Origin of the sequence: Pedobacter sp. KBW01 (assembly GCF_003852395.1) — a bacterium.
Classification (GTDB): Bacteria; Bacteroidota; Bacteroidia; order Sphingobacteriales; family Sphingobacteriaceae; genus Pedobacter.
The window spans coordinates 72,850-87,938 of the sequence record NZ_QAJQ01000027.1; the positions used below are offsets into that span (position 1 = coordinate 72,850).

Below are 15,089 nucleotides of genomic sequence, written 5' to 3' on the forward strand. Positions count from 1 at the left end.
TTAATTGTATCACAAGCAGATTTACACGGGAATTTATATTTTTGTTTTTTACACATTTAGAATTAAGTTATGCAAGAGATTAGCTGGGATGATTTCGAAAAAGTTGAATTAAGGGTTGGTACTATTTTAGAAGCCTTCGAATTTCCCGAGGCCCGAAGGCCTGCTTATAAAGTTAAGGTCGATTTTGGTGAATTTGGAATAAAAATGAGCAGTGCTCAAATAACCAAACATTATACATTAGCTGAATTGCCTGGTAAACAGATTGTGGCGGTGACTAATTTTCCTAAAAAACAGATTGGTAAATTTATGTCAGAATTTTTGGTAACTGGCTTTGCCGACGAGAGCGGAGATATTGTACTCACAGCCGTTGAGCGTAAAGTACCTAACGGAAGTAAGCTGATTTAACATTCACGCCTTTCTGGGGCGCCAGCACTTTAGCTTTTGGAAACTTCGGAAGTGTTACCCTATCTTTACGCCATGAGTTTTTATAATTTCGAAGATACCAATCCTGAAGCGGAAGATATTCATTACATGAAGCTGGCGCTCGAAGAAGCTAAAAAAGCTTTGGCCGAAGATGAGATTCCGATTGGGGCGATAGTGGTAAGTAAAAACAGGATTATTGGTCGTGGTTATAATTTAACCGAGCGCTTTAACGATGTAACTGCCCATGCCGAAATGCAGGCTTTTACCTCTGCAGCACAAACCATTGGTGGCAAATATTTAAGAGACTGTACTTTATATGTAACCATCGAGCCTTGTGTAATGTGTGCTGGCGCAAGTTACTGGACACAGGTTGGCCGCATTGTTTACGGCGCCAGGGAAGAAAAAAGAGGCTTTATTTCAAAAGGCACAAGTTTGCTTCATCCTAAAACGGTATTGAAAGGCGGCGTAATGGCAGAGGAATGTGCGGCATTGATGAAGGGGTTCTTCGTCAAAAAGAGATAGGTTCTGCGGTCAATAATTAGTTGGTAGTTAATGGTCAATAGCCACGTGGCTTATAAACGAATCAAATAGATGAAATCTAACTATCAATAATGAACCATTTTTTATCTCCAGAATAAACAGTGCTTATCGTCTTGATTGTCATAACTTTCAACTTTTCCATTATTACAACTTTCCAAAGAAAACCATTTGATGATAATAACATGAACAAATCTTAACGTTCTAATGTTATATTTGCTACAAGAAACATTTTTAAATCTTTAAACATAACATATTATGGCTTTTGAATTACCTGCGTTACACTACGCAACCGATGCATTAGAACCGCATATTGATAAAACTACCATGGAAATCCACCATGATAAACACCACCAGGCTTATGTTACCAACCTAAACAAAGCATTAGAAGGTAAACCTGAGGCAACTGCTAAAATCGAAGACGTTGTAAAAAATATTTCAAAATTCCCTGCTGCTGTTAGAAATAATGGTGGTGGCCACTATAACCACTCTTTATTCTGGAACATTTTAGGTCCAAATAAAGGTGGCGAGCCAACTGGCGATTTAGCTAAAGCTATTAACGAAACTTTTGGTTCGTTTGCTGAGCTTAAAACTAAATTACAGGAAGCTGGTGCAACCCGTTTTGGTTCAGGTTGGGCATGGTTATCAGTAAGTGCTGATAAAAAACTTCAGGTTTCTTCTACTCCAAACCAGGATAATCCTTTAATGGATATCGCTGAAGTAAAAGGTACCCCGATTTTGGGTATCGATGTTTGGGAACACGCCTACTACTTAAAATATCAAAACAAACGTCCTGATTACTTAGCGGCAATCTGGAACGTGATTAACTGGGATGCAGTTGCTGAGCTTTACAAAAAAGCATTGTAATTAAAACCCAATAAAATTTTAGAAAGTCCCGGTGTAAATCGGGACTTTCTTGTTTTAAGATAATTGAGTAACTTCGCACATATTAAATGTTTAACATGAAAAGGCTTGTAATTTTATTGGTAATTCTGATTGGTATAAACGGTTTGGTGCGTGCGCAACAGAATAAGATGCCCACCCCTACAGAAATTGCCCAAAAGAATGTAGATGAACTGGATAAAAGGTTAAAACTAAATGGTACGCAAAAAAGTGTGATATATAGCTTTACCTATAACCAGGCTAAAGAGCAGGCTGATTTAATTAAACGGCAGCAGGCGGGCAACTCGAAAGAGGAAGATGTAGATAAATTCTATAAACTTCAGAACGAGACCAGCAAAAACATTCGGAATGTATTAAGACCAGAGCAACAGCTTGAATACGATAAAGTTATTGAAGAGCGTTTAAGCGGAAAAAGCCAAAAAAATAAGAATAAGAAAAAGAAAAAAGGAGAGGAAGAAGTTGAGAGCGATATTAAAGGATTGCTATCTGCGCCTCCGATAGAGAAACAAAATCAATAATGGCCTAAGCGGCCTTTCTACAGTATCTTATTAATAAAAACAGATGCCAGAAATAATCGTCGGTGCAGTTGTACTGGGGCTGTTATTGTCGCCGCAATTACTGGCAGGTTTTTTGGCCAAAAGAACAGGGCGTAAATTTTGGTTCTGGTTTTTCATTTCCTTTTTAATTCCCGTTATTTCGCTAATTATTTTAATCTTTTTGGAAGATAAAAATCCGGCTACAACTGGTTATAAGCTGGCTGCACATGTAGATAAGGACAAGGAATTAGCATCTTAGTCCGAAAGACTAAAACTCAAATGGACGATGGTGGTGCAAACGGGCTTAAATCCCAACAATATCCTTTTTCTTTTTTTGCTTCATCGCCTTAGGGATAATTTCCAAAATCTCATCTTTTAAAGCATTCAGCATCCGCTTTTTAATGAAGTTTTTATGCGTTACCAAACTGATTTCACGTACCGGTTCAGGCGATTTGAAGTGACGTATTTTACTTGTTTGTTTTGCATTAAGTTCAGCAATAGCTAATTCGGGGAGTAAAGTTGCTCCACCATTTAAATCAACCATTCTAACCAGGGTTTCTACACTACCCGTATTGTATTCAAGTCCTTGCAGTCTGTTATTTTTAGTAGAACGGCAAATGTTCAATACCTGGTTGCGCATACAATGCCCTTCGTTTAACAGCCAGATATTTTCGTCGTTTAGATCCTCTGCATCTACAGCTTTCTTTTTATAAAGTTTGCTGTTTTTACTAATGTAGCTTACAAAATTTTCGTAGTACAACGGTGTTTCGGTAATGTTGGCGTCTGTTAATGGTGTAGCCAAAATGCCACAATCCAATACACCCGTTTTAAGGTGATGGATAATATCTTCGGTGGTATATTCCCAAATTAGTAATTTTAGTTCGGGGTATTTTTCGAGCATTGCTGAAATAACCTCGGGCAATAAGTAAGGTGCAATGGTTGGGATAACGCCGATCTTTAGTTCTCCTAAAACATCCTGCTGCTGACTGCTGATTAGCTCTTTTATTTTGCCGCTTTCCTGTAATACAATTCTGGCTTGCGCAATAATTTGAACACCAATTTCGGTCGGACTTACGGGCTGTTTGCTCCTGTCAAAAATTTTAACATTTAATAATTCCTCAAGCTTTTGTACCTGCATGCTAAGTGTGGGTTGGCTTACAAAGCATTTATCGGCAGCGGTAACAAAACTTCTGTAAGTATCTACTGCAACAACATATTCAAGCTGAACTAAAGTCATATAGTTAAAATTTATTTATAATATCAAATATATAAAATATAACTATATGAAATTAATGAGTGAGAGAATAAGTGAGTGAATGGAAGTGGATTAAAGCATTCTGTCATTTAGCCCTTCTCTCATTCAAATCATTAATTTAATATCTGCTTTCGAAATCCTGATAAGCCAGGGCAATACCTTCTTTAAGTTCGATTTTATGTTTCCACCCCAGATTATGAAGTTTACTTACGTCCATTAATTTGCGTGGTGTGCCATCTGGTTTGCTGGCATCAAATACAAGCTCGCCCTCGTAACCCAATACTTCTTTTATGAGCAAAGCCAGGTCTTTAATAGTTAAATCGTGACCGGTGCCAATATTGATCAGATTTGGTTCGCTGTAGTTTTGCATTAAGAAATAACAGGCATCTGCGAGGTCATCCGCGAATAAAAATTCGCGCATAGGTGTGCCCGAGCCCCACACTACCACTTCTTTTTCGTTGTTTGCCTTTGCTTCGTGTACCTTGCGGATTAATGCCGGTAAAACGTGCGAGTTTTGTGGATGGTAGTTGTCGTTATAGCCATAAAGGTTGGTAGGCATTACCGAAATAAAATTACAGCCGTACTGATCGCGGTAAGCGTCGCACATTTTAATGCCTGCAATTTTAGCAATGGCGTAAGGTTCGTTGGTGTGCTCTAAAGTACCGGTTAAAAGGTAATCTTCTTTTAAAGGTTGCGGAGCCATTTTAGGGTAAATGCAGCTTGAACCCAGGAACATTAATTTTTTAACACCATTAACATAAGCGTTGTGGATTACGTTATTCTGGATAGCCAGATTTTCGTAAAGGAAGTCGGCTCGGTAAGTATTGTTGGCTACAATGCCCCCTACTTTAGCCGCTGCTAGAAATACATAATCAGGTTTTTCTTCGGCAAAAAAATCGGTTACAGCCTGCTGGTTACGTAAATCCAATTCAGCAGAAGTTCTGGTTATAATATTGGTATAGCCTTCTTTTTGCAACTTGCGGTGAATAGCTGAACCTACCATGCCCCTATGTCCTGCAACGTATATTTTAGCACTTTTTTCCAAAATCTGTTTCTTTAATAGCCTGCAAAAATACGATTGATTATTTGAAAGAGACGAGTTATGATCCGAAAAAACAATTTGCTAAATGATTTAATTGTAAATTTGTCTCAAAAAAGAAAACTTGGGTAAAGATAAACTTAGACGTTTTGCAGAAATAGAAACATTTGCAAACGTATATCAATTAGATGAAGGAAAAGCCTTAAAAGGCAAATGGGCTGCAACACATTTTAAAAACAATAATCCGGTTGTGTTAGAACTGGCTTGCGGAAAGGGGGAGTATTCGGTAAACCTGGCTCGATTATTCCCTGAAAAGAATTTTATTGGCGTTGACTATAAAGGTAATCGTATTTGGCGTGGAGCGAAAACGGCGATTGAAGATGGGATTGATAATGTGGCTTTTTTGAGAATACAGATCGAAAACCTGCTCGATTATTTTAATGAAGGTGAAGTAGATGAAATCTGGATTACTTTTCCCGATCCACAACCGCAGGATAGCCGCGAGAAAAAACGGCTCACCTTTCCGGTTTTTTTAAACCGTTATAAACAAGTGTTAAAACCAGGAGGTTGCGTAAACTTAAAAACTGATAACGATCAGCTATATGCTTATACCTGCGAAAAAGTAGCAGAACTGGGTTTGGTTGTGCACAAAAACACCGATCACCTCTATACTTCTGATTTGGTTGATGAGGTATTGTCGATTAAAACGTATTACGAGAAGAAATATTTATTGCACGATAAGAATATTAATTATATTCAGTTTTCTTTTGAATAATGGATACTAACTTTTACGAACAGGTTTATGAGGTTGTAAGGCTCATTCCGAAAGGAAGGGTGACATCCTATGGAGCCATTGCTAAAAGTTTGGGCGCGGCAAAATCGTCGCGGATGGTTGGGCACGCAATGCTTTATGCGGGCACTGCCCATCCACAAGTACCTGCCCACCGGGTTGTAAACAGCAGTGGACTGCTTACAGGAAAATTCCATTTTAAACCGCCCGAATTGATGGAAGAACTGCTAAAAAAAGAAGGGGTTGAAGTTAAGAACGATAAGGTGGTCAACTTTAAAAAGGTATTCTGGAATCCACTGGAGGAAATCAATCTGGATTAAACGGATTGAATTTAACATTAATGCTCATTCACTCATTAAAAAAATCAACATTCAATAATTTGGATACATGGGAAAGTTAGTAGAAGAATTTAATGGCTATCGCGAAAAAATGAACGATAGGATTATGGAAACCGCAAATACCAACATTAAACGGTTCTTTGCACTCGATACCACTTCCTATGCTGATGGTGCGCTGGATGTGAAAACCAAAGAAATGCTGGGCCTGGTGGCTTCGATGGTGCTGCGTTGCGATGATTGCATCAAATATCATCTCGGAAAATGTTTCGACGCTGGCGTTAACAACGACGAAATGAACGAAATTTTCATGATCGCTAATTTGGTAGGAGGAAGTATTGTAATTCCGCATTATAGAAGAGCTGTGGAGTATTGGGATGAGCTGAGTTCGGAGCTGGGAGTTTAATAGAAGAACAGGTAGAAAATCGTCATGCTGAACTCGTTTCAGCATCTCTCCTGAAAGCAAATTAAGTAGATCCTGAAACAAATCCGATAGCTATCGGATCAGAGGGGACGATAAGGAATGAGAATTAATTTATTGACAATTTAACCTTCAAAATTCGCCTAATATGACTCAAGACTCTGGACTTAAGACTCTGGATTCAATAATACGCTGCAGCTGGGCCGGTTCCGATCCACTGTACATTAAATACCATGATGAAGAGTGGGGTAAACCTGTTTACGACGACAAGACTCTATTTGAGTTTCTGATACTGGAAGGCGCACAGGCGGGTTTAAGCTGGATTACCATCCTTCGCAGGCGCGAAAATTACCGCAAGGCTTTTGCCGGTTTTGAGGTAGAAAAAGTTGCTGCTTTTACTGAAAAAGATGTAGAAAGGTTGATGAATGACGAAGGCATTATCCGAAACCGCTTAAAAGTGAACGGGGCCATAACCAATGCCAGGTTGTTTATCGAAATCCAGAAAGAATTTGGTAGTTTTTCTAAATACATGTGGAATTTTGTGCCAGATGGAAAACCGATTTTAAATTCCATCGAAAAAATGAGCGATGTACCTCCGCGTACTGAATTGTCTGACCGTATTAGCAAAGACATGAAAAAGCGTGGGTTTAAATTTTTCGGTACGACCATTTGTTATGCACACATGCAGGCAACCGGAATGGTTAACGATCATTTGTTAAACTGCTGTGCCAGGTAATGTTTGCACCGGCTACATTACATACCGACAGGTTTTTACTGAGGCAATTTTCTGCTGATGACCTGCCATTTGTTTTTGAAGGATTATCGCACCCCGAAGTAATCCGTTATTATGGTGTAAATTATTCTACCCTTGAGGAAACCAACAATCAACTCATCTGGTTTCGTGAGATTCAGGAAAATGAAACGGGTATGTGGTGGGCAATCTGTGATAAAACAACGCTGAGTTTATTGGGCGCCATCGGATTTAATGATTTAAGCAAATCTGATCAAAAGGCCGAAATAGGTTTCTGGTTATTGCCTGAATATTGGGGTCTGGGCATAATAAAGGAAGCAGCCTCTGCAGTGTTTGGTTATGCATCGAAAGTGTTAAACCTGGCGAAGATTGTAGCGTTGGTTGAAGCAGAGAATAATAACAGTAAAAAACTAGTGAAAAAGCTTGACTTTATTTATCAGGAAACTTTATGGAATTGCGAGATTAAAAATGATAATCCCATCAGTTTAGAGATTTATGAAAAGATAATTTCTGAATAGGTTGCTGTTATTTCTTGACTGCATTATATTCTTTTACCCATTCTATTACATCCCTGCTGTTAAACTCGGCACTAGTTTCTACTTTAGCTTTTAGGGCAGGCTGGTCGCCAATTTTTTGTAACAGGATATTTTTAACCTCAATTTTTTTAGCATCATCTGTAATGGCTTTCATGGGTACTTCTTGTAACGGGCCTGCGCCAGGTTTTTCGATGAAGTAACGCACTGCAGGAGCTCCTGCAGATCTTTCGGGAGCAGAATTGTTACCGCCTCCGATACTGATTCCACCGCCCATACCCATGCCACCAAAGCCTCCGGTACCAGTGCCAATACCAATTGAGGGTCTGAATTTTACCTTCTTTTCTTTTACCGTCGGAACAAGCGTACCACCGCCAAATGAATAGAGGTTAACCGTACCCATTTCAATTACTTTTACAAAACGGTATTCGAAATTACGTCCGTTTGCAAAACCTTTGCTTACGAAACTATTGCCGTTCCAGAAAAAATTCTTGATGTCTTTGGCTGGTAATATTACATCGGCTTCATCGTTGGCACTGATAAAAACCGAAAAATAATCGGTGCCTTTAATCGTGCCACGAATTACGTCATCGTTGTTTTTAACGATAAAATCCTGGGCATGGATTGCGTATGTAGTAGTAAAAATAAGTATAATCAGCGTTAGGGCTTTTTTCATATCCATTCGGTTTTTTAAAAATAACGCAATTTTACCGGTTTTGAGATACAGTTCATAAAATTTCATATTATTAGTTCTATAGATTGTTAACTTTGATCTTTTACGATCCGGTAAATCAGTTTATCGGTGCAATCACAAAATCAGTGTAATCATAATATGAAAAAACTCTTTCTTCTAGACGGTATGGCGCTTATGTACAGGGCGCATTTTGCATTAAGTAAAAACCCTCGCTTTACTTCAACAGGAATCAATACCTCGGCAGTAATGGGCTTTACCAATACTTTGCTCGATGTTTTAAAGAAAGAGAAACCAACACATATTGCGGTGGTTTTTGATACCGAAGCCCCTACCGAAAGGCATACCACTTTCGAAGCTTATAAAGCCCAGCGCCAGGCCATGCCCGAAGATTTGGCCGCTGCAATGCCCTATGTAGTTAAATTAATTACTGGTTTTAATATCCCTGTAATTACCTCCGATGGTTATGAGGCCGACGATATTATCGGTACACTGGCCAAAAAAGCGGAGAAAAAAGGTTACCAGGTATACTGTATGACACCTGATAAGGATTTTGGACAATTGGTATCCGAAAATATTTTCATTTACAAGCCTGCACGTATGGGCAACGATATGGAAATACTGGGTGTAAAAGAAATTCTGGCTAAATGGGAAATAGAACGGGTAGATCAGGTTATTGATATTTTGGGCCTGTGGGGCGATGCCGTGGATAACATCCCTGGCATTCCCGGAATTGGAGAAAAAACCGCCAAGCTTTTAATTAAGCAATATGGCACAATGGAAAATATTATTGCCAACTCGCACGAGTTAAAAGGCAAACAACGCGAAAATGTAGAGAACTTTGCCGAACAAGGTCTGATTTCGAAAAAACTGGCTACCATTTTATTGGATGTTCCGGTTGAGTTGGATGAAGTCAGTTTAGAACTTTGCGATCCAAGCCGCGATTTATTAGATCCTTTGTTTACGGAGTTAGAATTCAGAACGCTGGGTCGAAGGGTTTTTGGTGATGAGTTTTCGGTTACTACGGCCAAGTTTCAGGAAGGTACGCAAACTGATTTATTTGGCAACCAGTCTGGAGAGGTAATTCAATATACCAATACCCTTGAAGAAGAACCTGCAGAAAAACTGCCCGCTAAGAGTATAGAAAATACAACGCACGATTATCAGCTGGTTGATACTGCCGAGCAACGTGCTGAATTAATTAAGCTGTTGCTGGCCGAGAAACGGATTTCATTCGATACCGAAACAACTGGTACCGATGCCAATATGGCCGAGCTTGTGGGGCTTTCTTTTTCGGTAAAGCCAGGTACAGGTTACTATATTCCGGTTTCAGCTGTACGCGAAGAAGCACAAGCCATAGTAGATGAGTTTAGGGTTGTGCTGGAAGATGAAAATATTGAAAAAATTGGCCAAAATACCAAATACGATATTTTGGTATTGAAATGGTATGGCCTGGAGGTAAAAGGAAAACTTTTTGATACCATGCTGGCGCACTATTTAATTGATCCGGATACCCGTCATGGGATGGATGTATTATCTGAAAATTACCTGGGCTATTCGCCTATATCCATTACTAAGCTGATTGGACCAAAGGGAAAAGGGCAGCTTAATATGCGCGATGTGGCCGTAATTGATGTGGTTGATTATGCCGCAGAAGATGCTGATGTTACTTTGCAACTGGCGCATGTATTCGAACCGAAATTAACCGAACTGAACGCAGCTAAACTGGCCGAAGAAATTGAAAATCCTTTGGTATATGTATTGGCCGATATCGAAAAAGAAGGTGTTCGCATCGATATTGAAACCTTAAAGGCTTATTCTAAAGAACTCGAAACCGACATTATTAAATTTGAACAGAATGTTTATGATAAAGCAGGGATTAAATTTAACCTTGCATCGCCAAAACAGCTGGGCGAGGTTTTATTTGATAAACTTCAGCTTGATCCCAAAGCCAAGAAAACCAAAACCGGGCAATATCAAACCGGAGAAGATGTTTTAACAGCTTTAGCAAGTAAAAGCGATATTGTACAGGATATTCTGGATTTCCGCCAGTTGCAGAAGCTTAAATCAACTTATGTTGATGCCTTGCCACTAATGGTTAACCCGAAAACCGGCAGGGTTCACACTTCTTACAACCAGGCTGTAGCAGCAACCGGACGCTTAAGTTCCAACAACCCGAACTTACAGAATATTCCGATCCGCACCGAACGTGGACGGGAAGTGCGCAAGGCTTTTATTGCCCGCGATGAAAACCATATTCTGCTATCTGCCGATTATTCGCAAATCGAATTGCGCATTATTGCCGAAATCAGCAAGGAACAAAATATGCTCGATGCATTTAATAAAGGCATCGATATTCATACCGCTACCGCTGCAAAAGTGTATGGCGTAAGCATCGAAGAAGTAGATGGCACTCAGCGTAGAAATGCGAAGGCGGTAAACTTTGGTATCATTTACGGTCAATCGGCATTTGGTTTGTCGCAAAACCTGGGCATTCCGCGTAAAGAAGCCGCCGAAATTATTGAGCAGTATTTTACGCAATATCCGGGTATTAAACAATATATGAGCGATACCATGAACTTTGCGCGCGAAAATGGTTTTGTTGAAACGATAATGGGCAGAAGGCGCTACTTGAGAGACATTAACTCTGCTAACCAAACTGTAAGAGGATTTGCGGAGCGAAATGCCATTAACGCGCCTATTCAAGGTTCTGCAGCCGATATGATCAAGATTGCCATGATCAATATCCACAAAGAGATGAAGGCACAAAATTTAAAATCGACCATGACCATGCAAGTGCATGATGAGTTGGTTTTTGATGTGTTGAAAACGGAAAAGGAAGCCATGAAAGCTATTATCCAGGATAAAATGACCAATGCCATTAAACTTACGGTACCTATTGTAGTGGAGATTGGCGAAGGTGATAACTGGCTGGCGGCACACTAGTATGAAAATGCTCATTACGCTCTTTGCCTGCTTTATTTCGTTTGGATGCATGGCTCAAAAAAGTGATACTTTAATTACTTATAACTTTAATGGCATCCCCACAAAAAGGATTAGTAAAGCAACCTCAACATATAAAATATTTAAAAAAGATAGTACGACTTGGATAAGAATAACATCTGACAAAAATTTCGTAATTACGAAAAGAGAAACTTTTTCAGATTCGCTATTAACGGTGCTAAACGGATATTACCTGGGGTATAAAAATGGCAAACCATTTATAAAAGGAATTTATATTAATAACAATAAATCTGGTGCATGGCTTAGCTACGATTCTACGGGTGTTGCATTAAGTTCTGAAATGTATTTGAATGATGAATTGAATGGGCCTTCTGTTTTTTATTGGCCAAATTCTTCAATTTATTCAGAAACAAATTATATTGATAATAAATATGTTGGCGAAAGGAAGTTTTTTTATAGTAATGGCAACCTGGCAATAAAAGAAATTTATAATGAAAAAAGCAATTTAACAGATAGCTCATATTTTGATATCGAAGGAAAGCCAACGTCGATGAATAAACTGCAAAAAGAACCTAGCTTTCCTGGAGGCATGAATAAATTATATCAATTCATTGCAAAGGGCTTAAAATACCCTGAATTAGCTCTGAAGGAAAGGGCTCAGGAGCGAGTTTTTCTCTCTTTTATCGTAAATGAGTTGGGCGATTTGGAAGATATAACACTAACGCGTTCTCTAAATAAAAGCTTAGGTGAAGAGGCGTTGAGGATTGTAAAAACTTTTCCAAAGTGGATTCCGGGTACATTACTGAATAAGCCTACGCGTACAAAATACAACATCAATATAAATTTTACTTTAAGTGGTATCGGGTATTAGAAAATAAAAATATTCGTTATCTTCATTAAATCTTCATTCCGAATAATGAACTTTATATCAACAAAATAAACGAGTAAAACAAAAATCGAAAGGGCGAAACCTCGGAATAAAACGAAGACGCTTCTAACCACTAAAAAAACAAAATCAAAGAGTATGAAAAAGTTATTGAGTTTAATCGCAATCGCAGCATTTGGTTTAACAACAGCATTTGCTCAAACCCCTGCCACTACAGCACCAGCTAAAGCTAAAACTGTAGTTAAAAAAGAAGTAAAAACTACTGTAGCTCCTGTTAAAGCAGGCGTTAAGCAAGAGGCTAAAAAAGTAGAAACTAAAACCACTACTACAGCTGCTAAAGTAAAAGCAGATGGTACGCCTGATATGCGTTTTAAAGAAAATAAAGCAAAAGCAGTAACTAAGGTTGCTGGCCCAACTAAAAAAGATGGTACAGCTGATATGCGTTATAAAGCAAACAAAGCAGCTGCTAAAAAGAACTAGGTTTAGGTTTTATAATTTGAAAGGGTCCCGGTGCGTATTGGGACCCTTTTTTGTTGAGGCTTACCCTATTTTAGAACCGTCACCCTGAATTTATTTCAGGGTCTCTCTATCTGTTTATAATAAAAAAGAGAGACCATTTAGCCTCTCTTAATTTTGAATCTATAGATTTATGCTTTTTTGAGAATTACAATATTATCGTTTCACCAATCTCTGGCAACAATAAGGTTTTATTTTCGCGTTTAAACTTATCCAAAGCTACAGCTGTATCAATCTCAATTACCGGAAAGGTATTGTAATGTACCCCAATTACCTTGTCGCAATCGAAATATTTGGTAGCAACCAATGCATCATCTACATCCATGGTATAGTTGCCGCCAATTGGTAAAATGGCATAATCTAAATTGTAAATGTCGGCTAAAACCTTCATTTCAATGGTTAGGCCGGTATCGCCGGCAAAATAGATTTGTTTACCATCTGCTTCTAAAACAAAGCCTGCAGGGTTACCGCCATAACTTCCATCGGGCAGGCCTGAAGAATGTGTAGCAGGTACCATGCGCACTGTTCCCCAATCAAAAGTAAACTTGCCAAAGTTCATTCCGTGTACTTTTTCTACGCCTTGTTTGGTCGCCCAGTCGGTTACTTCAGGCATAGCAATTACAGTTGCCTGGGTTTGTTTTGCTAAAGCAACCAGATCGGCTACATGATCGCCGTGACCATGGCTTACCAATATGTAATCGGCTTCAATAGCCTTAATATCGATGTTTTTGGCCAGTGGATTGTGCGAAATAAAAGGATCGAATAAGAGTTTTTTGCTTGCCGTTTCGAGCAAAAAACACGATTGGCCGTAATATGTGTATTTCATAATTGTTGTTGCAAGTATCTGGTACGAATGGCTTAATTTCTTATTGTCCGAACATGCCACCTAAGCCGCCCAGCATATCTTGTGCCGATGCCTGCATTTCTGCTGCACTCACCTGTTCCGCACTGATTAAGGCTTTGTTAATGGCCGTAAGAAGCAGTTCTTCTAACTCTTCTTTATCTGCGTTCTTCAAAAAATCCTCGTCGATAGCAATGCCTGTGATGGCTTTATTTGCTGTTGCGGTAATTTTAATGGCACCGTTCTCAACTTCACCATATACCGATATGGTATCTAAACGCTTTTTAATTTCTTCGGCTTTTTGTTGCGCCGCGAATAATTTATCGAACATAGCTTTGTGTTTTTTGTATTAAACGTTAATTGTGTAAAATGTATATCCTCGAAGAGAAATTAATCCCCCTTAATCTTCATCAGAGCCCGGTAAACTTCCATTACCATGGTAAGCTCCTTTACGTATAACAGGCATATTAAAATGCTTGTATAGCTCATCCAAATGCATTAAACTACCATTAGTTAAATTACCTAAAAATATAATAACAATATTCTTATTTAAATCTCTAACGTAAATGTGGCGAAAACCGTGCCACCATCCCGTGTGATAAACCACTTTATCCATATTTTCACCGTCGAACATTCTCCAGCCATAACCGTAGTTAAAGTGACCGTTTATAGGTTTATTGCGACCTACATAGGCCGAATCGAGACTCTTTTTGGTGAGTAATCTTCCATTTTTCAGGTATTTATCAAATAATACCAAATCGTGTACCGTGCTGTAAATGCCTTTATCTCCAACCGGACCGTCCAAAAAGTTTTGCGCCACAGAATATCTAAAGCTATTGCGGTCATGGCCAACCACATCAACTGGTATTTTTTCGTATTCAGTAGTGCTATAGACATGGGTATGTTTTAAGCCTGCAGGTTTAAATACATGTTCCATCATGTATTGCGAATAGCGCTGACCGGTAACTTTTTCAATAATGGCACCCAGTACCATAAAGTTGGAGTTGTTATAGTGGAAACGGTTATCGGGTTTGGTGTATGGATTAGGTTTCCTTTCGGCAATTACATTCATTACTTCCTGGTTGGTTACACCTTTTTTCATGTTACGTTTTTCTTTGCGCCAGATATCATCAATGAAATACACATAGTTCATCATGCCGCTGCGATGCGAAAGCAGGAGTTTTACTGTGATGCCATCATAAGGAAAGTTGGGGTAGAATTTTTTAACATCATCGTTTAACGAAAGTTTACCGGCCTCTACCAATTGCATGATTGCGGTACCTGTAAACGTTTTAGTAATAGAAGCCAGCTCAAATTCTGAGTTAATGGTTAAGCTATCGCGGTGCAGGTAATCGGCCCAGCCAACGGCTTTTTCGTAAAGGATTTTACCATCTTTAGCCACCAGCATATTGCCGTTGAAACCGAATTTTCTGTGCAGGTTATCTACAAAATCAGCAATCCACTTGTCCCCTTTTTGTGGATTGTAAACTAATAACAGGCTATCGGCTTTGTCGTCGTCTTTTGTGCGTATTTTTTTTTCGGCGGCCTTCTTCTCTTCAGATTTTTTGCTTGAGCAGGCAGTTAGTAAAGTTACGGAGAGGGCTAATGCGGAACATATATATCGAAAATTCATTTATATCAGGGATAGTGTATTTAAAACCCGAAAAT

19 protein-coding genes are annotated in these 15,089 nt (G+C 39.0%); 13 read left to right on the top strand and 6 right to left on the bottom strand.

The genetic code is table 11. The features are described 5' to 3' along the window. Positions 1-69 precede the first annotated feature (69 nt). From DBR40_RS22510 to DBR40_RS22530, 5 genes are all read left to right on the top strand, one after another. Positions 70-405: a tRNA-binding protein gene (locus tag DBR40_RS22510; protein WP_124561987.1), complete on the top strand. Its 336-nt coding sequence runs from the start codon at positions 70-72 to the stop codon at positions 403-405. A gap of 72 nt (positions 406-477) precedes the next feature. Next, complete coding sequence (locus DBR40_RS22515; protein ID WP_124561988.1) at positions 478-945, top strand: nucleoside deaminase; 468 nt, start codon at positions 478-480, stop codon at positions 943-945. 273 nt (positions 946-1,218) lie between these two features. Next, complete coding sequence (locus DBR40_RS22520; protein ID WP_124561989.1) at positions 1,219-1,827, top strand: superoxide dismutase; 609 nt, start codon at positions 1,219-1,221, stop codon at positions 1,825-1,827. Positions 1,828-1,922: 95 nt separating this feature from the next. Then, complete coding sequence (locus DBR40_RS22525; protein ID WP_124561990.1) at positions 1,923-2,381, top strand: hypothetical protein; 459 nt, start codon at positions 1,923-1,925, stop codon at positions 2,379-2,381. A 43-nt stretch (positions 2,382-2,424) separates the two neighbouring features. Next, on the top strand, positions 2,425-2,658 hold the full coding sequence (locus DBR40_RS22530) for a hypothetical protein (protein WP_124561991.1): 234 nt from the start codon (positions 2,425-2,427) through the stop codon (positions 2,656-2,658). Between the two features lie 45 nt (positions 2,659-2,703). Here the strand turns inward: DBR40_RS22530 and DBR40_RS22535 are convergent, their stop codons facing one another. Both DBR40_RS22535 and DBR40_RS22540 read right to left on the bottom strand, forming a co-directional pair. Continuing rightward, positions 2,704-3,636: a hydrogen peroxide-inducible genes activator gene (locus DBR40_RS22535; RefSeq protein WP_124561992.1), complete on the bottom strand. Its 933-nt coding sequence runs from the start codon at positions 3,634-3,636 to the stop codon at positions 2,704-2,706. Positions 3,637-3,772: 136 nt separating this feature from the next. Beyond that, on the bottom strand, positions 3,773-4,702 hold the full coding sequence (locus DBR40_RS22540) for a GDP-L-fucose synthase family protein (protein WP_255420136.1): 930 nt from the start codon (positions 4,700-4,702) through the stop codon (positions 3,773-3,775). A gap of 115 nt (positions 4,703-4,817) precedes the next feature. Between DBR40_RS22540 and trmB the strand changes: the two genes are divergently transcribed. From trmB to DBR40_RS22565, 5 genes are all read left to right on the top strand, one after another. Then, positions 4,818-5,468, top strand: coding sequence for a tRNA (guanosine(46)-N7)-methyltransferase TrmB (gene trmB, locus DBR40_RS22545; RefSeq protein ID WP_124561994.1), 651 nt, complete (start codon positions 4,818-4,820; stop codon positions 5,466-5,468). Further along, the gene (locus tag DBR40_RS22550; RefSeq protein WP_124561995.1) at positions 5,468-5,803 is read left to right on the top strand and encodes an MGMT family protein; all 336 of its coding nucleotides are present in this window, start codon (positions 5,468-5,470) and stop codon (positions 5,801-5,803) included. Before trmB ends, DBR40_RS22550 begins: the two co-directional genes overlap by 1 nt. A gap of 67 nt (positions 5,804-5,870) precedes the next feature. Continuing rightward, on the top strand, positions 5,871-6,224 hold the full coding sequence (locus tag DBR40_RS22555) for a carboxymuconolactone decarboxylase family protein (protein ID WP_124561996.1): 354 nt from the start codon (positions 5,871-5,873) through the stop codon (positions 6,222-6,224). A gap of 163 nt (positions 6,225-6,387) precedes the next feature. Beyond that, the gene (locus tag DBR40_RS22560) at positions 6,388-6,975 is read left to right on the top strand and encodes a DNA-3-methyladenine glycosylase I (RefSeq protein ID WP_124561997.1); all 588 of its coding nucleotides are present in this window, start codon (positions 6,388-6,390) and stop codon (positions 6,973-6,975) included. Beyond that, positions 6,975-7,508, top strand: a complete 534-nt coding sequence (locus DBR40_RS22565) for a GNAT family N-acetyltransferase (protein ID WP_124561998.1) — start codon at positions 6,975-6,977, stop codon at positions 7,506-7,508. The genes DBR40_RS22560 and DBR40_RS22565 overlap by 1 nt, the downstream gene beginning before the upstream one ends. Positions 7,509-7,515: 7 nt before the next feature. Here the strand turns inward: DBR40_RS22565 and DBR40_RS22570 are convergent, their stop codons facing one another. After that, the gene (locus DBR40_RS22570) at positions 7,516-8,199 is read right to left on the bottom strand and encodes a hypothetical protein (RefSeq protein ID WP_124561999.1); all 684 of its coding nucleotides are present in this window, start codon (positions 8,197-8,199) and stop codon (positions 7,516-7,518) included. A 156-nt stretch (positions 8,200-8,355) separates the two neighbouring features. Between DBR40_RS22570 and polA the strand changes: the two genes are divergently transcribed. The 3 genes from polA to DBR40_RS22585 all read left to right on the top strand — a co-directional run bounded on the left by polA (position 8,356) and on the right by DBR40_RS22585 (position 12,544). Continuing rightward, on the top strand, positions 8,356-11,160 hold the full coding sequence (polA, locus tag DBR40_RS22575; RefSeq protein ID WP_124562000.1) for a DNA polymerase I: 2,805 nt from the start codon (positions 8,356-8,358) through the stop codon (positions 11,158-11,160). A gap of 49 nt (positions 11,161-11,209) precedes the next feature. Further along, the gene (locus DBR40_RS22580) at positions 11,210-12,049 is read left to right on the top strand and encodes an energy transducer TonB (RefSeq protein ID WP_158674116.1); all 840 of its coding nucleotides are present in this window, start codon (positions 11,210-11,212) and stop codon (positions 12,047-12,049) included. A 153-nt stretch (positions 12,050-12,202) separates the two neighbouring features. Continuing rightward, positions 12,203-12,544 carry a hypothetical protein gene (locus tag DBR40_RS22585; RefSeq protein WP_124562002.1) on the top strand — a complete coding sequence of 114 codons (342 nt, stop codon included), beginning with the start codon at positions 12,203-12,205 and terminating at the stop codon, positions 12,542-12,544. 184 nt (positions 12,545-12,728) lie between these two features. On the opposite strand, the gene DBR40_RS22590 is transcribed toward DBR40_RS22585, so the two are convergent. From DBR40_RS22590 to DBR40_RS22600, 3 genes are all read right to left on the bottom strand, one after another. Beyond that, on the bottom strand, positions 12,729-13,406 hold the full coding sequence (locus tag DBR40_RS22590; protein ID WP_124562003.1) for a metal-dependent hydrolase: 678 nt from the start codon (positions 13,404-13,406) through the stop codon (positions 12,729-12,731). Positions 13,407-13,446: 40 nt separating this feature from the next. Beyond that, positions 13,447-13,752, bottom strand: coding sequence for a YbaB/EbfC family nucleoid-associated protein (locus DBR40_RS22595; RefSeq protein WP_124562004.1), 306 nt, complete (start codon positions 13,750-13,752; stop codon positions 13,447-13,449). Positions 13,753-13,821: 69 nt separating this feature from the next. After that, positions 13,822-15,054 carry a serine hydrolase domain-containing protein gene (locus DBR40_RS22600; protein WP_124562005.1) on the bottom strand — a complete coding sequence of 411 codons (1,233 nt, stop codon included), beginning with the start codon at positions 15,052-15,054 and terminating at the stop codon, positions 13,822-13,824. Positions 15,055-15,089: the final 35 nt, after the last annotated feature.